This window comes from Tepidimonas ignava (assembly GCF_004342625.1).
In the GTDB taxonomy this organism is placed as follows: Bacteria; Pseudomonadota; Gammaproteobacteria; order Burkholderiales; family Burkholderiaceae_C; genus Tepidimonas; species Tepidimonas ignava.
In genome coordinates, this window is sequence record NZ_SMAH01000012.1 from 13283 (window position 1) to 34180 (window position 20898).

Sequence of the window (20898 nt, forward strand, 5' to 3'; positions counted from 1 at the left end):
TCGCGCTCACCCCAGACGGGCACTGGCCAACTGGCGCAGCCACTTGAGCCAGGCGAAGGCTTCGGTGGTGATCATCTGGAAGCGCCGGGCGTCGCGCATCTCGAACAGGTGTTGCATAAAGCCTTCGAAGTCGCGCGGTGTCTGGCATTGCGTATGCAGCCAATCGCGCAGGTGCTGCGCGAGGGTTTCGTGGCGCCCGCCCTTTTCGTGCAGGAAAGCCATGACCTGCATGAGGCCCGAGTTCATGATGAGCGCGGGCAAGCCTTTGGCGTCGTTGACGTAGTCCTTGCCATGTTGGGCGATGCCCTGTTCGGCTTTTTTCCAGGCATCCTGCGCGCGCAGCTGTTCCAGGGTCAACTTCCTGCTGGTCGCTGTGTTGTCAGCCATGGTTCGGTCCCTCCACGATCTTCGCCACCACCAAGCCCCGCCCCGTGGTGGCATCGCCGCCAAGCTGCAGCAGCTTGCCATCGATGACGGTCTTGACTTGCGCCATCACCGCTTCGGCGGGCAGTTCGTTGTCTTTGCCATTGCCGGTGCGCGTCTGGCTTGCCAGCAACGGCGCCACGAGCAGGGATTCGGGCGGCAGGTTTTCGGTGTAGAAAAGGCCACCGTCGTCCGCCGTGCCAGTTTTGTCGTTGATGCGCACGTGCGGCTCGACCAGCGTGGCGTGCTCGGAGAAGTAGGCGAAATCGGTGTCCGAGAGCACCACGAGATCGGTCTTGAGCTTGTCGCGAAAGAAGGCGTACGCCTCGCCGTCCGGCAGCGCACGGCTGGCAAGGTCCTCGGCAAGCTTGGGCAGCTCCTGCGAAACGCGCGCGGTGTATTCGAAAGCCTCCAGGTGCAGCTTCTCGCCGGACAGCAGCGCCGGGTTGGCCAACAGGCACTGGCCTTCAGCGACCGCTGGCAGCGCGGGCCATTGTGGTTTGATGTTGATGAGGGTCAACAAGCGGCGCGCGCGCTCAATCGCGGTCGGGCAGGTGGCGTACACGTAGCCACCCTTGATCGAGCGGATGGGCAGCAGCACGGTTTGTGCGTCGCCAAAGGAAACAGCGCCGGCGTGCAGGCTCGGGCTGCCAGACTCCGGGCCGAACAAACGGCCGATGTGGGCTTGGTCGCCACCGAGCGCCTCCCACGCATGGCGCACCGCGCCTTTGATGCCAGAACCCGCAAAGCACGGATGCCTGGTGTGGCGCTCGCGCTGGATGGGGTTGTCGATGACGCCGATGGCTTGGCCGGCACCCATGTGCACAGGGCTGACGGCGTACAAGAAAACGGCGGCGTGTTGCTCAAACATGGTCTAGAATCCTCCAGTGTTGGTCATCTACATGGTCCGGACGCAATGGCAGTGGTCAACATTCATCAAGCCAAGGCCCACATGAGTGAGCTGCTGGATGCCGTCGAGCGTGGAGAAACCGTGGTCATCGCGCGGCGCAACAAACCGGTGGCCGAGCTGCGCCCAGTGACACAGGCGCCGCCTGCGACGCGCCGCCCCATCGGGCTGGCCCAGGGCATGATCGAGATCGCGCCTGATGCCTTCGCGCCAATGAGCGAGGACGAGCTTGCGGATTGGTACGACATCCGGCCAGACGACCCGCTGCACCCTGACTGCAAGGCTTGACCCAGCCGATGTACCTTCTGGACACCTGCACGCTGCTGTGGTGGCTTGCGCAGCCGCAACGGCTGACACCCAAAGTTCGCGACGTCATCGCCGATCCTGCCGTCGACGTCGCGGTCAGTGTGGTGACGTTGTGGGAGATCTTGGTCAAGGTGCGTAGTGGCAAGATCCGCATCCTCGCCGAGGGCCATGGCACCTATGACTTTTTGTTGAAGGCAGTGGCCGCGTCCGGGTTCAAGACGCTTGCGCTGCTGGAACACGACTTGCGCCACACGCTTCAGCTGCCCATGCTGCACCGCGATCCGTTTGATCGCATGTTGATCTGCCAAGCGATCGAAAACGCCATGACCTTGGTCACGCCGGACGTGGCCATTCATCGTTATCCGATCCGCACGCTGTGGGATTGAGGGTGTGCTGAGGCGGTTCATCGTCCGTCGCTCCAGGCGGCGAGCATGCATCGGTTGAAGCCTTCGGCGCGGCGGGCGGCGTCTTCGCAAGGATCGCGCCATAGGCCGTTGTCGACCCACTGACGCAACGCATCCGCCGTCACGCTACCGTCGAGTTCGAGCCAATAGACGCTGCCCGTGGGCGCAACCCGATGGGCGGGCTTGGGTTGCCACTGCGCCAGGTCCCAGCCGGAGACGACCTCGGCGCGTGGTACGGCGGCAGCGACGATGCGACCGCGCACACCGTGCAGCTCAAAGGGCACGCCGTTTTGGGACGGCTCGGCAGCCCCCGTGGGCAGCCAGCCGCGCTCAAAGATGCCGGGGCTCGTGAGCACCAAGCGGCAACGGCGCTCTCGGGCGATGGTGTTGTAGTCGGGCTCGGGCCAGTCGAGCTGCGCAGCATGCAGGGCAGCGGCACGGCCATCACCGCCGAGCCGAACCGTACCCGAGGTGGGCGGCTCGGCGCCACGAACCGCGGCGATGAACCCAACGCCCTGCTTGAGCGCCACTGCCTGGGCGGAAAAGAGCTTGCCGTCGTCGGCGCGGCGGGTGGTGGCTTGCAACCCGACGCCGACGCGGTGATCGAACGACCACAATTCGCCGGACTTGACGAGGTCGTGCGCGCCGGGCGTTTCCCCGCGCAGGTATTGGCGCCAGCCAGATTCCTTCAACCAGTAACCGCCCGCGGGCTTGCTGCGCTCGGCTTCGGTCAGCACCGGCAACAGTGGCAACGGCGCTGAGGACTGAATCCCTGCCTCTGTGGGCAAGGCGGTCGGCTTGAGTGCCCGCACCGTGACCTGCTTGCCATCATGCTCGGCGACGACCAGATCGGCCGGCGGCGGCAGCAAGAGCTCGATGCGGCCATTTTCTGAGCGGCGGGCCACGTAAAAGGCGGTCACGGTGAAGGGGCCCGGCGCGGACGGTCTACCCAGCGCCGGATGCTCGAGCTGCCCGCGCGCAAACGCAGCCAGATCCACGCCCGCATCGGCCAGCATGCGGCTGCGCAGCGCGCCGGCCGCGACCGATGGCCAGGGGGGAATCAAGGCCTCGCCGAAGCTGCCGGCATCGCCAAAAAGCTTGTTGCCGCGCAGGAATAGCACGTCCAGGGGTTCGAGGAACAGAGTGCTCATGCTTGGCCTCCACTGCGGGTCTCGCGGGCGAGGAACTCGGCTACGGTGAGGAAGTTTTCCAGCCACTGGCGACCGTCTTTGTGCTGAGCGCGGGCCAGCGCGGTCAGCCGCTTGGCCAGGTCCATCGCACGCGGGTCGTTGCCCGACTGCCGCGCCAGTTGATAGGCAAGCAGGCTTTGCAGCATCTCTGGGTTGTCCTTGGGTTCAGGCAGGTCACGTAACCATTCAAGCGTGTGATAGACCGCGCGACGCGAGGTGTCTTGCCCCCGCAGGAACGCGACCAATTTCTTGAGGAGCTCGACCGGTTCGCCCCACTTGGCGGTGAGGAAGAGAGCCCCACCCGAGCGCTTGAGCACGGTGATGGAAAAGGCGTCGCGCCCGCCCTCGCTCTTGGCGCGTTTTTCCGCTTCGCGCAGCGCGCGCATCACCGCCGACAGTGGCGCCTGGTGGTGGGCGATGATGGCGCCGCAGGAGGCGGTAGCGTTTTCGCCCATCATGCGCATGACCCGCTGCTGCTGCCCCTTCTTGAGCGCGGCAAATCCGTTTTGCAGCGTCAAGCCCTGCCAAACGCCACCTTCATGCTCGGGATCGATGCCTGAGTAGGCGTAACGCAGCCGCTGCATGCAGGACAACAAATCGGCCACCGGCAGCATGGCCAGCACATCATCACCCCCGGCGTAGATCACCCGGCCAAGGTGTTCCTCTTCGACCACGTGGCGCACGACGGTTTGCGAAAAATCGTTGAGCGCGCCGGAAATGGCAAGGTGCCGGTTGGGCGAGATGGGACGCTTTTGAGCACCGTACTGCCGGATGAGCGGCTGGCTTGCCGCCCTCGCCTCGAAGCCCTTGCGCACGTGGGGGTGGAAGCTTTCGCAAAACGGGATCGTCGTTTTGTCGTCACCCGAGAGGATGGCGCCCATTTTGTCGCCATCCATCATGATCAACGCATAGTAGGTCTCCAGCCGCGCCGAAGCCTGGTCGAGGGTACGGCCCAAGGCGGTTTTGACCAGGCGTTGGGCCTGTTCATAGTCGTGCGCATCGTTGTTGGTGCCGCGCGCGGCGGCTTCGAGCAAACCTGGGATGCGCTTGGCATCGGCCAGCGCCGGATTGGCCGCGTGCTTGCGCACGAGCTTACGCGGCAAGGCCACCGCCTCGGCCTTCTGGATCCGGTCGCCCATGCCATCCACCGTATGCCCGCCGCGCTCCAACCATTGGTCGAGCTGGTGCGCCAGCGCCATGGTGTGGGTGGAGACGACGAAGCGGCCAATGTCTTTCTTTTCTCCCTTTTCGCCAGCCGCGAGCGCTTGGCCAACCTCCTCGGCGAAGATCGTCGGCCACAGGCGCTTGATCGCGGAAAGCGCGCCAAGGTGTTCGCCTTCCTTGGCCCAGGAGGGTTTGGCCTTGGCCACGCGGCTCCAGAGCGTGTCCTGACGCTGGCCGGGGGGCATGGCAAGGTGCTGGCGATCGGTGGTCAGCCATTCAGCCTCGCCGCTCATGGAATCGCGCCAGCCTTCCTGCTTGTTCTGCGCAAACGGCCGCACCGCCTTGGCGGCCGCCAGCACGCGTTCGGCAAGGTCGTACACCGCTGGGTAGAGCACACCGGGGTTGGGGGCAAAGAAGGTGGTGCCATCGTTCCAATCGATGGACTTTTGCAGCACTTGCCACGCCGGGGTCGCAAGAAACCCACAAGGCTGGCCGTCCTCGACCCCGAAAAACGGCGCCATGGCGCCCGTGAGGCCGGCGGTATCAAGGTCGGTCTGTTTTTCTGTGTTGCGCGGTTTGACCAGCGAGAAAGGAACGGCAGCCCAGTGCACCTCTGGAAAGCCCGCAAGCTGCGCCTCCATCTGCTCATAAGGGGTTGTGGTCGCGTTCACATCGCAGCCGGCCGCTTGCAGGAGCCGTGCGACAACCTCGCGCCCAAGGCTGGCCAGCCACTCGCGCGTGGCTTGCGCGCAACGCTCGGCGATCGCCCTGGCCTGGCTTGCAGGCACCACGGCCACAAAGCGGTTGGACAGCGCAGCCGAAAACAGCGGGTTGGCGTCGGTGCCGCCCTGCATCCAGTCACTGTTGGCGAACAAGTCGTTCGGTAGCCCCATGGCATCGCGCAGCCACAGGTCCACCTGGGGGATGCCGCGCAGGCGCGGAAACAGGATGGCGTCGGGCCCCAGACGCTCGCACAGTGGCCGCATGGCCTCCCAACTCAGCCGCGACAACAGATGCGAACCAGCCCATAGATCGTCCATCTTGCGCGCCGCAGCGATGAACGACTGCACCGGCCCAATCGAGAGGGTCAACAGCGCCACCTCGCCCTGCGGGTCGGCCGCAAAAGCCCCCGCAAACGCCGACGTGAGATCAAGGTGGTCCCAGATCGAGTGATCGGGAATGCGCGTGTCGGCGGGCAGCAGGCCCCATAGCGCCCCCAGCTTGCCGTTGTCTGCTTCCTCGGTGAGCTCCGGGCCGAAGCGCCAAAAGGCCAGCAGCAACTTGCGCCAATCGGCGCTGGTTTCCTCACGGGCGCCGAGCGCGGCCACCAATCTGGAAAAATGATCGAAGCTGCGTTGCTTGATATCGGCCAGCTCCGTGTCCGTCAGGCCGCCGTGCCGGCTCAGGTCGAACTGCGCCCCGGTGAGCGGGTGGATGAGCACCGGGTGCTTGGCCCAGCGCACCTGCGCCCAGTCGGCCACGGCCAGGGTCTTTTGCTCGCCCGCCTGGGTCGTGACGGTGATTGCCTGCATCGGGAACTGCGGCCGGTCGGCCGCGGCAGCCCACCAGTCGGCGCGCTGCACGTGCCGGTACATATCCAGCGGCAAGCCATTGTTGAACAGAACTTTGACGACGGCTTCGTCGTTGTCCAGATCGATGTCAGCGGCAAGTTGCTCGAAGCCGAGCAGCCGCTTGAGCGTGCGCGAAGTGCCGTTTTCATGGCCGGCCGGGTCGCGCAGCAGCACCAGGGCCTTTTCAGCTGGATCGTGCAGGCGGGCGGCAAGTTTGGTTTGCCAGACAAAGTCGTTGCTCATCGCTCACTCCGCAATCCGCTTGAGTTGTTGTGCTGGGTTGTCCAGAAAGCGGTGCACCTGCGTCCACACGGCTACGATGGCTTGCCGATCGGGATTGAAAGCAGGCGGTGGCAGGTGCGGCATGTGGAAGATCACGCCGATGAGCTTGCCGTCGCTGTTCCTGCGCACCTTGAAGCGCAGTTGGTTGGGCAAGCGAGCGTTGTTGCCCCAAGGCTGCACGGAGTGGCGGGTCACTGGATAGCTGAGCCAATGACGAGCGTCGGGCTGATAGGCGCCATCACCGGTGGCAAACCGAAAATGCGTCCGTAGGCCGATCTTAATGATGGCCAGCGTTTTCATCAGCACCTTCCAGTCATCGTGCGGCGTGGTTTGCCAGATGAGCGCACCTTGTTCGTCCTGGCCAATGGCATGCGGCCAATCGAGGGCGAGGCATTCACGCCAGTTGCGCAGCGGCGCCTTCGTGCCCTGCTCTGTTACGATGGGCACAGGGGCAAGTTCATAGGACCCCCAGCCGTTGCGGCTGCGACCGCCGGCCGTGCCGTACTGGTGCATGAGCCACAGGGCACGATCGAGGCGCTGGATGACACTTTCGGGGTAAGCGAGCAGGAGCTCGGCTTCTTCTCCTGGTTGGATAGCGGCGTTGGACTTCAGCGTAGGTTGCTGCGCACCGCGCGGCAACGTCACCGGCCCATAGCCGAGGTACAGATCACTGGCCACCTGCTGTGGAACTTCGGGATGACGCACGCTGGCAAGTCGGGGCCATTGGTTTTTCTTGAGTCCACCCTCCTCCCACCGACTCAGCCGCAGCCGCACCTGGCTGCTGCGTGCCGCCACCTTATTCCCCTTTTCATCTCGGTCGTTCTCCAACCACGCATGCCCGAACAGCAACCCCTCCTCGCGCCGCATGTCGGCCAACTGGACGTTGAACTTGTGGTCCGCCGCGTAGGCCACCCGCCACCACTGGCGCAGTTGCGCCTTGAACGGCGGCGTGCGCCATTGGGCATTTTGCTCGGCGTTGCCAAGGAAGGCGGGGGTGTTGAACTGCACGCGGTGCTTGCGGATGGTGTGCATGGCGGTTCAGGTTGCGAAGTGGATGGCTTCAGGCGGCAAGGACAGGCCAAAGCGTTGCGGACGCCGCCCCACGCCTTGGACCAGGTAGGGCTGGGCCGCTGCACCCAGGGCGCTTTGCAACAGGTTTTTGAGGCGGGATTTGCGCTCGTCGAAATCGGCGCGGCTCATACCTTGGGCCAAACGGTTGCGAACGCGGTCGTGCATGCCCATCGTGCCGACGATGCGCTGGTATTCGGCCAAATAGGCATGCGCATACGCCGGCTCGGGCACACCGTCGGCAGGGCGCGGCAGGGGATCAAGGCGTTGCTGGCAACGGCGGGCGAACCACGCCAAGAACGCAAGTTCGGCAGGCGGCAACACAACCTCTTGGCCGTGCGCGACCACCGTGCGACGGGCCAAATTCAGCACCAAACAGGGTGGACCAATGTGACCCTGAGCAGCCTGGACCGCGCGGGCAAAACTGGCTTGGCCTTGCAACAGGCTTGCAGGCAGTCCCGTGCGCATGCGCACAAATGGAATATCCGCGAGGGTAACTTGCGCTTGTGCGCAGTCAGCGACACGGTTGGGTCCAACCGAGATCACACGCTCGTAGGGGGTTGGGTAAAAAAATTCCCAGCTGGACTCAAACGGTTCGCTGACCAGCACATGGCTGAGCCGGTCTTGAGAGCGCCCCCACAAGCTGAGAGCATACCCGGCAAAAAAACCGAGGGTTTTGCGCCCTCCCGCCAAGCTGACGTGCAAGGTGCTGTGCTCGTCTTCGGTCAACCGACGTACCCAATCGGCAATCTGGTCAGCCGCAGCACGGTTGTCTTGCGCCGTCCGCACGTCTCTGAGCGGCTGACCGTTGCCGTCGCGCAGCACGTGGATGTGGGTTTCGTCGAACGCGATGGGCGGCAAAGCCCAGTCACGGCGCAACCGCTCAAACCACCCTGGCGATTCCGACAGCAGCATCAGCCGGGCACGCTCGGCCCCTTCGGCGGTGGTGATCAAATGAACCTCCCTGGGTATCGCGTCTGGATTCTTTTCTTGCGCCAGCGCGTACAGGGTTTCGGTCACCACCTGTGGACTGAGCCCTGTCACGGCCAGCAATACGGATCGGTGTTGTTGCTCTCCCATTGTGCGGCGAGCATACCAAAGGCCAGCCACATTGGGTGGTTTCACAAGCTTGTCAAGTGCAGCACCACCCGGGCCCCGGGCAAGCTATCGTTGCGGGCCAACAACACGCGGGCAACGTGCCCTTGCGTCAAACTTTCAAGCCTTTGGGCAGCGGAAAACGCATCGTTTCGACCGGGCCGGTCATGCGCCGCACGGCGGTGGCGCCCAGGGTTTTGAGGCGCTGCACCACGCCCTGCACCAACGCTTCGGGTGCTGAAGCGCCCGCCGTCACGCCCACGCGCGGGGCGTCGGCCAACCACTCGTCGCGCAACTGGCTGGCGTCGTCCACCATGTAGGTGCGCACGCCCAGGCGCTCGGCCAGTTCGCGCAGACGGTTGGTGTTGGAGCTGCTGGGGCTGCCCACGACGATGACGACGTCCACCTGCCGTGCCAGCGCCTTGACAGCGTCTTGGCGGTTTTGCGTGGCGTAACAAATGTCCTGCTGCTTGGGTTCGCGCAGGGCCGGAAAACGCGCCCGCAGCGCGGCCAGGATTTCGGCCGTGTCGTCCACGCTGAGCGTGGTCTGGGTGACCACCGCCAGCCGCTCGGTCTGGCTGGGCTGCACGCGCGCCACGTCGTGCAGGGTTTCGATCAGGTGAATGCCGCCGTCCACCTGGCCCATCGTGCCTTCCACCTCGGGGTGGCCGGCGTGGCCGATCAGAAAGAATTCGTACCCCTCGCGGCGCAGCTTGGCCACTTCGACGTGCACCTTGGTGACCAAAGGACAGGTGGCGTCGAAAATGCGAAAGCCACGGCGCTGCGCCTCGGCTTGCACCGCCCGGCTGACCCCGTGCGCGCTGAACACGAGCACCGCCCCCGGGGGGACATCGTCCAGATCCTCGACGAACACCGCCCCACGGGCACGCAGGTCCGCCACAACGTGGCGGTTGTGCACGATTTCGTGCCGCACATACACGGGAGCGCCAAACTTGGCCAGCGCACGCTCCACGATGTCGATGGCGCGGTCCACACCGGCGCAAAAGCCACGCGGCTCGGCCAGCCATACTTCCTGCACCGCAGCCATTTCACAGCACCCCGATGATGCGCACGGTCAAGCGCACGGCCTGGTCCGCCAGCGGGTGGTTGAAGTCCACGCACAGCGCGCCGTCGTCGCGCACCGCGCGCACCGTGCCGGCGTAGCTGCCCTGCCCGTCAGGGGTGGGGAACTGCACGACGTCGCCCACGGCAAAGCCCTCGGGCGGGGCGCCCAACTGCTGCAGCAGGCGCTGCGCCACCCACTGCACCTTGGCCGGGTCGCGCGCGCCAAACGCTTGCCCCGGGGGGAGTTCGAACGTGGCCTCGTCGCCCTCGGCCAACCCCAGCAGGCATTGCTCCAGCGCTGGGGCCAGCTCGCCGCTGCCCAGCGACAGCGTGGCCGGCTGGGCCGCGAAGGTGTCGATCAGCACGGTGCCATCGGCACCCGCCAGGCGGTAGTGCAGCGTGACGAACGAATCTGGGGCCACGCGCGCCGGCGCGGTGTCGGGCTCTGAGGTGTGGACGGCTTGGTTCACAATGCGCGCATTGTACGGACCGGGGAGGAAACCACGATGCGAGACATGCCACCCGAGGCACGCCCGCGCGAAAAGCTGTTGGCCCGCGGCCCCCAGGCGCTGGCCGATGCCGAGCTGCTGGCGCTGCTGCTGCGCACCGGGCTGCGTGGCCAGCCGGTGCTGCAATTCGCCCAGGCGCTGTTGGCGCAGCACGGTGGCCTGCGCGGTCTGCTGCAGGCCACGCCGGCGCAGTTGGCGCGCACCAAGGGATTGGGGCCGGCCAAACGCGCCGAGCTGCTGGCGGTGTTCGAGCTGGCGCGCCGCGCCCTGGCGGAGGGCTTGCGCCAGCGGCCGGTGCTGGACTCGCCCTCGGCGGTGGCCGACGTGCTGCGGCTGCAACTGGCCGACCGCGGGCACGAGGTGTTTGCCGTGCTGTTTTTGGACAACCAGCACCGGCTGATCGCGCTGGAGGAATTGTTTCGGGGCACGCTGGACCAGACCAGCGTGTACCCACGCGAGGTAGCGCTGCGCGCCCTGCACCACGGCGCCGCGGCGGTGATCCTGGCCCACAACCACCCCAGTGGGGCGGCCGAACCGTCGGCGGCGGATGTGGCCCTGACCCAGCGCTTGCGGCAGGCGTTGGGGCTGCTGGATATCCGTGTGCTGGACCATTTGGTGGTGACGCAGGGGGGCTGCACCTCGATGGCCCAGCGCGGCCTGGTGTGATCCCGCGCCAAGGCTCAGCCCCCGCGCGGGGCGCGCTACCATGCGTGTCGCGATGAAAGTGCACAGCCTTGCCGATCTGAAGCGGCTGCGCCAGGAAATGCAGCGCCGCGCCGCCGAACAGGCCGCCACCCAGGCTGCCTTGGCCGCCGCCCAGCGCGCCGCCCAGGAGCGCGCGGTCCGCGATCGCGCCCTGTTCGAACGCGCGGTGGGACCCGTGCGACCGCTGCGGCCCCACGGGCGGGCCGTCGCCGAGCGGCCGACACCGCTGCCCTTGCCGCGCCAGCGTCAAGCCGACGAGCGTGCGGTGATGCGCGAAGCGCTCAGCGATGCCTTCGACGCCGAAACCCTGCTGCACACCGACGAACACCTGAGCTTTCGCCGTCCCGGGTTGGGGCCGGACGTGGTGCGCCGTCTGCGCCGTGGCGAGTGGGCCATCCAGGCCGAGCTGGACCTGCACGGCCTGCGCACCGACGAAGCCCGCGAACGGCTGGGCGGGTTCATCCGCGAGGCGCACCGCCAGGGTTTGCGCTGCGTGCGTGTGGTGCATGGCAAGGGGTTGGGCTCACCAGGCAAGACGCCTGTGCTCAAGGGCCGCGTGCACAGTTGGCTGGTGCAAAAAAGCGAGGTGTTGGCTTTTGTGCAGGCTCGGCCCGCCGACGGTGGGGCTGGCGCCTTGATCGTGCTGCTGCGCACGGCCAGCCACGGCCGTGCCTGAAACGCCCGGCTGCGCCGGCGGGCTCAATCCGTGGCCTGTCGCAGCGTTTGCACCACCGGGGTGTGCAGCACCCCGCGCAGCGTCCACCACCCGGCAACCAGGGCCAAGCTGGCGCCCACCAGCGCCCCTGCCGGGGCCAGCCACCACGCCGGCTGCCAGGCAAAGCGAAACACCCACTGCGCCAGCGCCGCCCCCACGGCCAGCGCCGCCAGCGCGGCCAGCGTTCCGGCCAACGCCCCCACCCCGGCCAATTCGGTGCGCTGCAAGCGCCGCAACAGGGCCGCACGTGCGCCCAGAGCACGCAGCACGGCGTAATCGCGCTCGCGCTCGACGCGGGTGGTGCCGACCGTGGCCAGCAGCACGACCGCACCCGTGGCCAGGCTGAACAGGAATAAAAACTCCACCGCCGCGATCACCTGCCCCAGGAGGCGCTGCACCTGGGCCACCGCGGCGCTGGTGTCGACACTGGTCACGTTGGGGAAGCGCGCCAGCAGCGCCCGGTCGAACCCGGGTTGCGCGGGGGCCCGAAACGCCGCGATGTGCGTGTAGGGCACCTCCGGCGGCATCGCCGCCATCGGAAACAGCACGAAAAAATTGACGTGCATCGACGCCCAATCCACCCGTCGCAGGCTGGTGATGCGGGCTTCGTGCACCTGACCGGCGATGTCGAAGGCCAAGCGGTCACCCAAAGCCAAGCCCAGCTCCTCGGCCAAGCCGGTCTCGACACTCAGGGCCCCCGCTTCTTCGGCTTGCCAGCGGCCGGCGGCGATCGGGTTGTGGGGCGGCCGCTCGGCGCTGTACGACAGGTTGAACTCGCGCTCCACCAACCGCTGGGCGCGCGCGCCCTCGAAGTCCTCGGGCCGCACAGGGCGACCGTTGATGGCCACCAGCCGCCCACGCACCATCGGGTACCAGTCGTAGCGGGTGACGCCCGCGTTGTGCAGGTGCCGCTGGAAATCCTGCGCCTGGTCGGGCTGGATGTTGATGACAAAGCGGTTGGGGGCATCCGGTGGCGTGGCAGCGCGCCAGCTGTCAATCAGGTCGGTGCGCAGCAACACCAACAGCAGCAAGGCCATCAGCCCCGCGGCCAACGCGGCCACCTGCAGCACCGTCAGGCCCGGGCGGGCGGTGAGTTGGCGGGTGGCCAGCACCCACCACGGCGGCCCGCCACGGCGCAACGCCATGCGCAACAGCCGCAACACCAACCAGCCCGCGGCGGCGAACACCGCCAACGCCGCCGCCAGCCCCCCCACGGCAATGACGCCCAGCCGCAGGTCCCGGGCCGCCAGCATCAACAACGCGCCCAGGCCCGCGGCGCCGATCGCCACCAGCGCCAGCGTGGCCGGCCGCGCAGGGCCGACGTCGCGGCGCAACACACGCAACGGCGGCACGCGGGCCAGTTGCAACACCGGCGGCAACCCAAAGGTGGCCATCAACGCCATGCCCACGCCCAGCCCCAAACCCACCGGCGCCCACCCCGGCGGTGGCAGCGTCACCTGCAGCAGGCCGCCCAACCACCAGGCAAAGGCAAAATGCACCACCCAGCCCAGCGCAACCCCCAGCAGCGCCGCGGCCAGGCCCGCCAGCCCGAAGGCCACGGTGTACGCACGCGCCACCGTGCGCCGCGCCAACCCCAACACGCGCAGCAGCGCGCAGTCGTCCAAGTGACGCTGGGCGTAATGGCGTGAGGCCACCGCCACCGCCACCGCCGCCAGCAACGCGGCCAGCAGCGCCACCAGGCGTAAAAACTGCTCGGCGCGCTGCAACGTTTGTTGCAGCTCGGGACGGCCACCTTCCAGGCTTTCGAGCTGGGTGCCACGTTCGCCACCCTCGCGCAGGCGCTGTTCGAGCCACGCGCGGTAGCGGCGCACGGCGGCGTCGTCACCCGCCACCACCAGCCGGTACTGGATGCGGCTGGCCGGCTGCACCAGCCCCGTGTCAGGCAACGCGGCGGCATTGATGAGCACGCGCGGCGCGAACGTCAGAAACCCGGCGCCGCGGTCGGGCTCGTAGGTGATGACCCGGGTGACGGTGAACGAGCGCTCGCCCAACCACAGGGCGTCACCCAGGCGCAGACCCAGCACGTCCAGCAAGCCGGCGTCGACCCACGCCTCCTGCGGCGAGGGGATCGCACCGGCGGGTTGACCGTCGGGGTCGGCCGGGTCGGTGCTGGTGCGCAGCTCGCCCCGCAGTGGGTAGCCAGGCTGCACCGCCTTAAGCGACACGAGCCGCACCTCGCCGCCTTGGGCGGCGTCGGCGCGCGCCATCGTGGGGAAGGTCCAGTGTTCGGTCACACGCAAGCCCGAGGCCTGGGCCTGCGCGGTGTACTCGGGCGCCAGCGCATGGTCGCTGCGCAGCACCAGGTCGCCGCCCAGCAACTGGCGCGCGTCGCGCTGCAGGCCGGCTTGCAGACGGTCGGCGAAAAAGCCCACCGCCGCCAAGGCCGCCACCGCCAACACGATGGCCAACGCCAGCACGGTCAGCTCGCCGGCGCGCGCATCACGCCACAGCGCCCGCACGCCCAGCGCCCACGCCGAGGGCGCGCGCGCCAACGCAAGGGGGGTGGCAGGGACGGCGGTCACACGCGGTGGGATCGCAGCGCCGGCTACTTGGTTCCGAAGATGCGGTCACCCGCGTCGCCCAAGCCCGGCACGATGTAGCCGTGCTCGTTCAGGCCCCGGTCCACCGCCGGGGTGTAGATGGGCACGTCCGGATGGTGGGCGTGGAAGTTGGCGATGCCCTCCGGGCAGGCCACCAGACACACGAAGCGAATCGAGCGCGGCTGCAGCCGTTTGAGCAGATCCACCGCGGCCACCGCGGAGTTGCCGGTGGCCAACATCGGGTCCAGCACGATGACGTCACGCTCGTCCATGCCGGAGGGCATTTTGAAGTAGTACTCGACCGGCTTGAGCGTGGCCGGATCGCGGTACAGGCCGATGTGCCCGACGCGCGCGCTGGGCAGCACCTCGAGCATGCCGTCCAGAAAGCCGTTGCCGGCGCGCAGGATGGAGGCCAGCACGGTCTTTTTGCCGTCGATGACGCGGCCGGTGGTCTTTTCCAGCGGGGTTTCGATCTCGACCTCCTGCATCGGCATGTCGCGCGTGACCTCGTAGGCCAGCAGCGCGCTGAGCTCGTGGATCAGTTGGCGGAAGGTCTTGGTGCTGGTGTCTTTGCGCCGCATCAGCGTCAGCTTGTGCTGCACCAGCGGATGGTCGATGACGTGGACTTGTCGCAGCGATGGGGAAGCGTTCATGAAAGCGGAGTATCCCACACGAGCCTGTGCGGGTGCGTGTAGCACAGAAAGCGCGTGTGGGTGGCGCGGCCGATGGCGCACACGCCGACCTGCTGCGCCACCTCCAGCCCCATTTGGGTGATGCCGCTGCGCGACACGACGACGGGAATGCCCATCTGGGCGGCCTTGATGATCATCTCGCTGGTCAGCCGACCGGTGGTGTAAAAGACCTTGTCGTCGCCGCGAAGAACCTGCTCGCCCTGCAGCCACGTCCAGCCGGCGATGGTGTCGACGGCGTTGTGACGCCCCACGTCCTCGACGAACAGCAGCAGCTCCTCGCCGCGGAACAGGGCGCAGCCGTGCACCGAGCCCGCCTGTTTGTAGACCGAATCCTGTTCGCGCACCGTGCGCAAGATGGCGTAGAGCTGCGACTGACGCAGCGGCTCGGCCGCCTGCACGCGCACGCTGGCCAATTGCTCCATCAGGCTGCCGAACATGCTGCCCTGCCCGCAGCCGGTGGTGACGATACGCTGCGCGGTGCGCTCGGCCCAATCAGCCACCCCACCGCGGGTGCGCACGGCGGCGGCGCCCACGTCCCAATCCACCGTGATCGACTCCACCTGCTCGGGGCCGTCCAGCAGGCGCTGGTTGCGCAGGTAGCCCAGCACCAGCCACTCGGGGTGCGCCCCCAGCGTCATCAGCGTGACCAGCTCGCGCTTGTCCACGTACACCGTCAGGCCACGCTCGGCCGGGATGTGCATGGTGCGGCGCTCACCAAACTCGTTGATCACCTCCACCGCGCGCGTCAGCGGCGCTGCGGCCTGCGACAACCTGGGCGGGCAGCCGGCTGGCGCCAGCGCCGTACCGAAGGCCGTGGGTTCGTGCAACCACATGGTGGGTCACCCCGCGGTGGGCGGTCAGGACTTTTTGGGTGCACCCGCCGCGGCGGGCGCAGGCGCGGCGCCCGGCGCCGCAAACGGGCCTGGGTCGGTGCACGCCGGTGCGTTGCTTGGCCGGGCCGCCTGGGGGTGGGTCTTGAAGTAGTGGTCGGCGGCGCGTTGGGCGGCCATGCAGGTTTGGTAGGCGTCGACCTTGGCCTGGTGCGCGGCCTTGGCTTTGGCCAGTTCGGCCGCCGCTTTTTGCTCGTCGGTCAACGGCGGGGTGGGCAACTTGGCCCACGCCGCGCCGGCCACCATGGCCAACATCACGCTGGTGACGAGGGGGGTGCGCAGTTTCATGGTGCGATCTCTCCTGACATCCGTGGGCGATGTGTTCAGGCGCGCGCGGGGCTCGGCGAACCCTCGGCGGGCGCGCTGCGCTGCGCGGGGATCTTGCCGGCTTGAATGTCTTGGTACCACAGGGCGTGGTGCTCGCGTGCCCAGGTTTCGTCGACGTAGCCGGTTTTCATCGCGGCGTAGGCGCCTTCGGTGCCGACCGTGCCCATGTAGATGTGGCCGATGAACAGCGCGATCATCACCAACGCGGCGCTGGCGTGGATCATGTGCGCCACCTGCATCTGGGCGCGCAGGTACTCGATGCCGGGCAGCAGCTTGTCCAGCACCAGGCCCGAGCCCACCACCACCAGGCCCAGCACGAACACACCCAGCCAGAACACCACCTTTTCACCCGCGTTGAAGCGGTGCGAGGGCATCTCCTGGTCGCCCAGCAGGCCGCCGAAGCGCACCAGCCAGGCCCAGTCCTCGCGCCGCGGCAGGTTGTCGCGCACGAAGGTGACGATGACGATCAGCAGCGACACCACGAACAGCGGCCCGACGAAGTTGTGCAGGTTTTTCAGCGCGTAGGTGAGCCACCCGAACAGCGTGGCGCCGATGATGGGGCGCAGGATGTACTGCCCAAACGCCATCACCAGGCCCGAGACCGCCAGCACCACGAACGCCGCGGCGTTGGCCCAGTGGGCAGCGCGCTCCAGCGGGGTGAAGCGCTCGATGCGCCGCCCGGTTGGCGGCGCGTGCAGCTTGAGTGGCCCCTTGGTGAAGTAGAAGATGGCCACCGCCAGCAAGGCAATCAGCACCAGCGAACCGCCGTAGGGGATGATCACGCGGTTGCGCACCTGCCGCCATGCCTCGCCGGCGTTGGTGGTGGCTGCGCCGGGGTAACTGACGGTGGGCTGGATCAGCACACCGTACTCCCGGTACGGGAAGTTGACCGTCCCCTCCACCCCTTGGCCGACCTGGCGCCACACGGGCGCGTTGTTGCCGGGCTGCACGCGCTGGCGCTCGGCGTTGCTTTGGGTGGCGTAACCCGGCTGCTGGGCGGCGTCGACCAACACGGGCGCCTTGGGTGCCGCCTCGGGCGTGGCGGCCGGGGCTTGCTGGGCGCCGGCGTTGGCCGCCAACATCAGCGCCACGGCGGCCAGCGCACCGCGCCAGCGGCCGCGCGATGCGGCGATGGACCTTGCGTTCATGGCCTGCCCTCCACGGTGTTCAGGGGTGGGTGCCGCTGGGGCGGCTGTACTCGTTTTGCCCGTATTGGGCGCGTGCGCGCAACTGCTGCGCCCAGGCGTTGCGGTCGCCCGCCGGCCACTGGGCCGCGGCGTAGGCGGGCGCCGTCGTGCCACTGTAGGGGGCGGCGTCGGCTTTGCTGCCGCTGGCGGTCTGCGGCCGCTCACCGCACGCTGCAAGCAGCCACGCGGCCGCGGCGGTCATCGAAAGGATGGCGAGGGTGCGGCGCATGGTGTCAGGCCCCCGCTTTGGCTTGTGTGCCGTACGCCGTGCCCCAGCCCCAGACCTCGGCACCTTTGCCGCGCTGGATCACGCGGGTACGGAAGATGTCGGCGATGACGTCACCGTCGCCGGCCAGCAGCGCCTTGGTCGAGCACATTTCGGCACAGGCGGGCAGCTTGCCCTCGGCCAGGCGGTTGCGGCCGTATTTTTCGAACTCGGCCTGGCTGCCGTTGGGCTCGGGACCGCCGGCACAGAAGGTGCATTTGTCCATCTTGCCGCGCACGCCAAACGTGCCCTGGCCAGGAAACTGCGGTGCGCCAAACGGGCACGCGTAGCTGCAGTAACCGCAGCCGATGCAGATGTCCTTGTCGTGCAGCACCACGCCCTCTTCGGTGCGGTAAAAGCACTGCACGGGGCACACCGCCATGCACGGCGCGTCGGAGCAGTGCATGCACGCCACCGAAATCGAGCGCTCGCCGGGCACACCGTCGTTGATCGTCACGACGCGGCGGCGGTTGACGCCCCAGGGGACCTCGTGCTCGTTTTTGCACGCGGTCACGCAGCCATTGCACTCGATGCAACGCTCGGCATCACAGATGAATTTCATGCGGGCCATGGTCTGCTCCTCAGGCGCGTTCCACGTTGCAGATCGTGGTCTTGGTCTCTTGCATCATGGTCACGATGTCGTAGCCGTAGGTGGTGGCGGTGTTGACCGCTTCGCCACGCACCACGGGCGCGGCGCCTTGCGGGTAGTACGCCAGCATGTCTTGCCCCTGCCAGCGGCCCGAAAAGTGGAAGGGCAAAAAGACATGGTCTTCGGCCACGCGCGGGGTGACCAGGGCCTGCACGTTGATGCGCGCGCCCGTGGGCGTGGTCACCCAGACGCGGTCGCCGTTGCGGATGCCGCGCTGCGCCGCCGCGGCCGGGTGGATTTCGACAAACATCTCCTGCTGCAGCTCGGCCAGCCAGGGGTTGGAGCGGGTCTCCTCCCCGCCGCCTTCGTACTCGACCAGCCGCCCGGAGGTCATCACGAGCGGGAATTTTTCGTGCAGGTTGTCCTCGACGTTCTTTTGCTGCAGCGTCTTGTACAGAATGGGCAGGCGCCAGCGGTTCTTCTGGTCGTCGTGCGTGGGGTACTTGGCAATCAGGTCCGGCCGGTTGCCGTAGATCGGCTCGCGGTGCTGCGGAATCGGGTCGGGGAAGTTCCACACCACGGCGCGCGCTTTGGCGTTGCCGAACGGGTGGCAGCCGTGGTTCTTCATGAACACGCGGATCATGCCGCCCGACAGGTCGGTCTTCCAGTTCTTGCCCTCGGCGGCTTTCTTTTCTTCCTCGGTGAGCTCGTCCCACCAGCCGAGTTTTTTGAGCAGGATGTGGTCCAGCTCGGGGTAGCCGGTGGTGATGTCGGCCCCCTTGGAGTGCGAGCCGTCTTCGGCCAGCAAGCTCACGCCGTCGCGCTCGACGCCAAAGTTGGCGCGGAAGTTGCCGCCGCCCTCCATGACGTGCTTGGAGGTGTCGTACAGGTTGGGTGAGCCCGGGTGCTTGAGCTCGGGCGTGCCGTAGCACGGCCAGGGCAAGCCGAAGTAGTCACCGGTGAGGTCGTAGCCGGTTTCCTTGTCGACCACCTTGCCCTTACATTTGAGCGTCTTGACATCGAAGGCGTGCATGTTGCGCATGTGCGCCTTGATGCGCTCGGGGCTTTGGCCGGTGTAACCGATGGTCCACACGCCACGGTTGATCTCGCGCAGGATGTCCTCGGGCACGGGTTCGTCCATGCCCTTGACCTTTTGCATCTTGTAGTTTTTGCACAGCTCGTTGGCGAAGCCCAGCCGCTGCGCCAACTGGTACATGATCATGTGGTCGGTGCGGCTGTCCCACAGCGGCTCGATGACCTTTTCGCGCCACTGGATCGACCGGTTGGACGCCGTGCACGAGCCGCTGGTCTCGAACTGCGTGGCCGCGGGCAGCAGGTACACCGCGCGGTTGGGGTTGAGGTCTTCGGGCTTGCCCGGCATCGCCGCCATCGCCGCGGTGGCCGACGGGTACGGGTCGATGACCACCAGCAGGTCCAGCTTGTCCATGGCCTTTTTCATCTCCAGGCCACGGGTCTGCGAGTTGGGCGCGTGGCCCCAGAAAAACACCCCGCGCAGGTTGGGCCCCTGGTCGATGAGTTCGTTTTTCTCCAGCACGCCGTCGATCCAGCGCGACACCGTGATGCCGGGTTTTTCCATCATGCCCTCGGCGTAGCGGGACTTGATCCACTCATAGTCCACGCCCCACACGGTGGCGAAGTGCTTCCACGCGCCCGCGGCCAAGCCGTAATACCCCGGCAGCGAGTCCGGGTTGGGGCCGACGTCGGTGGCGCCCTGCACGTTGTCGTGACCACGGAAGATGTTGGCCCCGCCACCGGACACGCCGATGTTGCCCAGCGCCAGCTGCAGGATGCACGAGGCGCGCACCATCGCGTTGCCGATGGTGTGCTGCGTCTGCCCCATGCACCACACGATGGTGCCGGGGCGGTTTTCGTGCAACATCTTGGCCACTTTGAAGACCTGCTCCTCTTTGACACCGCAGGCCTCCTCGACCTTGTCGGGCGTCCATTTGGCCAGCACCTCCTCGCGCACCTTGTCCATGCCGTAGACGCGGTCGTGGATGTACTGCTTGTCTTCCCAGCCGTTTTTGAAGATGTGGTACAGCACGCCGAACAGGAACGGGATGTCGGTGCCGGAGCGGATGCGCACGTACTCGTCGGCCTTGGCCGCGGTGCGCGTGAAGCGCGGGTCGACCACGATCATCTTGCAGCCCAGCTCCTTGGCGTGCAGCATGTGCAGCATCGACACCGGGTGGGCCTCGGCGGCGTTGGAGCCAATGTACAGCGCGACCTTGCTGTTTTGCATGTCGTTGTACGAGTTGGTCATCGCGCCATAGCCCCAGGTGTTGGCCACCCCAGCCACCGTGGTCGAGTGGCAGATGCGCGCCTGGTGGTCGCAGTTGTTGGTGCCCCAGAAGCTGACGAATTTGCGCAGCAGGTAGGCTTGTTCGTTGCTGTGCTTGGACGAGCCGATGAAGTACAGCGCGTCGGGACCGCTTTCATCGCGCAGCTGCTTCATCTTGGCGGCGATCTCATCGAGCGCCTGCTCCCAGCTGATGCGCTGGTACTTGCCGTTGACCAGCTTCATGGGGTAGCGCAACCGGTACTCGCCGTGCCCGTGCTCGCGGATCGACGCCCCTTTGGCGCAGTGCGCACCCAGGTTGATGGGCGAGTCGAACACCGGCTCTTGCCGTACCCAGACGCCGTTTTCGACCACGGCGTCGATGGCGCAGCCCACCGAGCAGTGGGTGCAGACGGTGCGCTTGACCTCGACCTTGCCTTGGCCGGTGGGCGCCGGCTTGCCCTCGGCGGCCTTGGCACGCTGCACCAGCGTGAGCTGCGTGGCGGCCAGCCCCACGCCCAACCCCAACCCGCTGCGGCGCAAAAAGGCGCGCCGGTCGACGGTGGGCAGCGCGCGCGCCAACCCGTGGCGCAAGCGATCGATCAACACGCCGTCGCCGGCCGCTTGGGCGGCGCGGCGGTCCGAAGTGCGCTTCAGCAGCATGGCCGGTTCTCCTGGACGGTG

20 protein-coding genes are annotated in these 20898 nt (G+C 67.1%); 4 read left to right on the forward strand and 16 right to left on the reverse strand.

What is annotated here, in order from left to right:
* Window positions 1-6 precede the first annotated feature (6 nt).
* Both cmr5 and cmr4 read right to left on the reverse strand, forming a co-directional pair.
* On the reverse strand, window positions 7-387 hold the full coding sequence (cmr5, locus tag EDC36_RS09650) for a type III-B CRISPR module-associated protein Cmr5 (protein WP_132963053.1): 381 nt from the start codon (window positions 385-387) through the stop codon (window positions 7-9).
* On the reverse strand, window positions 380-1294 hold the full coding sequence (gene cmr4, locus EDC36_RS09655; protein ID WP_132963054.1) for a type III-B CRISPR module RAMP protein Cmr4: 915 nt from the start codon (window positions 1292-1294) through the stop codon (window positions 380-382). Before cmr4 ends, cmr5 begins: the two co-directional genes overlap by 8 nt.
* On the opposite strand from cmr4, the gene EDC36_RS09660 reads away from it, so the two are divergent.
* Both EDC36_RS09660 and EDC36_RS09665 read left to right on the forward strand, forming a co-directional pair.
* On the forward strand, window positions 1280-1618 hold the full coding sequence (locus EDC36_RS09660) for a type II toxin-antitoxin system Phd/YefM family antitoxin (protein ID WP_207895071.1): 339 nt from the start codon (window positions 1280-1282) through the stop codon (window positions 1616-1618). The genes cmr4 and EDC36_RS09660 overlap by 15 nt on opposite strands.
* An 8-nt stretch (window positions 1619-1626) precedes the next feature.
* On the forward strand, window positions 1627-2022 hold the full coding sequence (locus EDC36_RS09665) for a type II toxin-antitoxin system VapC family toxin (RefSeq protein ID WP_132963055.1): 396 nt from the start codon (window positions 1627-1629) through the stop codon (window positions 2020-2022).
* A 17-nt stretch (window positions 2023-2039) separates the two neighbouring features.
* On the opposite strand, the gene EDC36_RS09670 is transcribed toward EDC36_RS09665, so the two are convergent.
* From EDC36_RS09670 to EDC36_RS09695, 6 genes are all read right to left on the reverse strand, one after another.
* The gene (locus EDC36_RS09670; protein ID WP_132963056.1) at window positions 2040-3191 is read right to left on the reverse strand and encodes a type III-B CRISPR module-associated protein Cmr3; all 1152 of its coding nucleotides are present in this window, start codon (window positions 3189-3191) and stop codon (window positions 2040-2042) included.
* The gene (cas10, locus tag EDC36_RS09675; RefSeq protein ID WP_132963057.1) at window positions 3188-6208 is read right to left on the reverse strand and encodes a type III-B CRISPR-associated protein Cas10/Cmr2; all 3021 of its coding nucleotides are present in this window, start codon (window positions 6206-6208) and stop codon (window positions 3188-3190) included. Before cas10 ends, EDC36_RS09670 begins: the two co-directional genes overlap by 4 nt.
* A 3-nt stretch (window positions 6209-6211) precedes the next feature.
* A complete protein-coding gene (locus EDC36_RS09680; RefSeq protein ID WP_132963058.1) occupies window positions 6212-7279 on the reverse strand; it encodes an RAMP superfamily CRISPR-associated protein in 1068 nt (355 codons plus the stop codon).
* A gap of 6 nt (window positions 7280-7285) precedes the next feature.
* Window positions 7286-8440 carry a CRISPR-associated ring nuclease Csm6 gene (gene csm6, locus EDC36_RS09685; protein WP_207895072.1) on the reverse strand — a complete coding sequence of 385 codons (1155 nt, stop codon included), beginning with the start codon at window positions 8438-8440 and terminating at the stop codon, window positions 7286-7288.
* An 82-nt stretch (window positions 8441-8522) separates the two neighbouring features.
* On the reverse strand, window positions 8523-9458 hold the full coding sequence (ispH, locus tag EDC36_RS09690) for a 4-hydroxy-3-methylbut-2-enyl diphosphate reductase (protein ID WP_132963059.1): 936 nt from the start codon (window positions 9456-9458) through the stop codon (window positions 8523-8525).
* A 1-nt stretch (window position 9459) separates the two neighbouring features.
* Window positions 9460-9945, reverse strand: coding sequence for an FKBP-type peptidyl-prolyl cis-trans isomerase (locus tag EDC36_RS09695; RefSeq protein ID WP_185971186.1), 486 nt, complete (start codon window positions 9943-9945; stop codon window positions 9460-9462).
* Between the two features lie 36 nt (window positions 9946-9981).
* Here EDC36_RS09695 and radC point away from each other — a divergent pair, with 36 nt between their 5' ends.
* Both radC and EDC36_RS09705 read left to right on the forward strand, forming a co-directional pair.
* A complete protein-coding gene (radC, locus tag EDC36_RS09700) occupies window positions 9982-10650 on the forward strand; it encodes a RadC family protein (RefSeq protein ID WP_132963060.1) in 669 nt (222 codons plus the stop codon).
* A 52-nt stretch (window positions 10651-10702) separates the two neighbouring features.
* Window positions 10703-11365: a Smr/MutS family protein gene (locus EDC36_RS09705; RefSeq protein ID WP_243646550.1), complete on the forward strand. Its 663-nt coding sequence runs from the start codon at window positions 10703-10705 to the stop codon at window positions 11363-11365.
* Window positions 11366-11388: 23 nt separating this feature from the next.
* Here the strand turns inward: EDC36_RS09705 and EDC36_RS09710 are convergent, their stop codons facing one another.
* From EDC36_RS09710 to EDC36_RS09745, 8 genes are read right to left on the reverse strand one after another with little or no spacing between them, the layout of a single operon-like run.
* Complete coding sequence (locus EDC36_RS09710) at window positions 11389-13947, reverse strand: ABC transporter permease (RefSeq protein ID WP_243646551.1); 2559 nt, start codon at window positions 13945-13947, stop codon at window positions 11389-11391.
* A 23-nt stretch (window positions 13948-13970) separates the two neighbouring features.
* Entirely contained in the window at window positions 13971-14600 is a 630-nt protein-coding gene (gene upp / locus EDC36_RS09715) for a uracil phosphoribosyltransferase (RefSeq protein ID WP_390616588.1), read from the reverse strand.
* 14 nt (window positions 14601-14614) lie between these two features.
* Window positions 14615-15490: a formate dehydrogenase accessory sulfurtransferase FdhD gene (locus tag EDC36_RS09720; RefSeq protein WP_132963063.1), complete on the reverse strand. Its 876-nt coding sequence runs from the start codon at window positions 15488-15490 to the stop codon at window positions 14615-14617.
* A gap of 24 nt (window positions 15491-15514) precedes the next feature.
* Complete coding sequence (locus EDC36_RS09725; protein ID WP_132963064.1) at window positions 15515-15835, reverse strand: hypothetical protein; 321 nt, start codon at window positions 15833-15835, stop codon at window positions 15515-15517.
* Between the two features lie 35 nt (window positions 15836-15870).
* Window positions 15871-17022 (reverse strand): formate dehydrogenase subunit gamma, encoded by a 1152-nt coding sequence (locus EDC36_RS09730; protein WP_132963065.1) that lies wholly within the window; start codon window positions 17020-17022, stop codon window positions 15871-15873.
* A 19-nt stretch (window positions 17023-17041) separates the two neighbouring features.
* On the reverse strand, window positions 17042-17290 hold the full coding sequence (locus EDC36_RS09735; protein ID WP_132963066.1) for a hypothetical protein: 249 nt from the start codon (window positions 17288-17290) through the stop codon (window positions 17042-17044).
* A 4-nt stretch (window positions 17291-17294) separates the two neighbouring features.
* Window positions 17295-17897: a formate dehydrogenase FDH3 subunit beta gene (gene fdh3B / locus EDC36_RS09740; protein WP_132963067.1), complete on the reverse strand. Its 603-nt coding sequence runs from the start codon at window positions 17895-17897 to the stop codon at window positions 17295-17297.
* 10 nt (window positions 17898-17907) lie between these two features.
* The gene (locus EDC36_RS09745; RefSeq protein WP_132963068.1) at window positions 17908-20877 is read right to left on the reverse strand and encodes a molybdopterin-dependent oxidoreductase; all 2970 of its coding nucleotides are present in this window, start codon (window positions 20875-20877) and stop codon (window positions 17908-17910) included.
* Window positions 20878-20898: the final 21 nt, after the last annotated feature.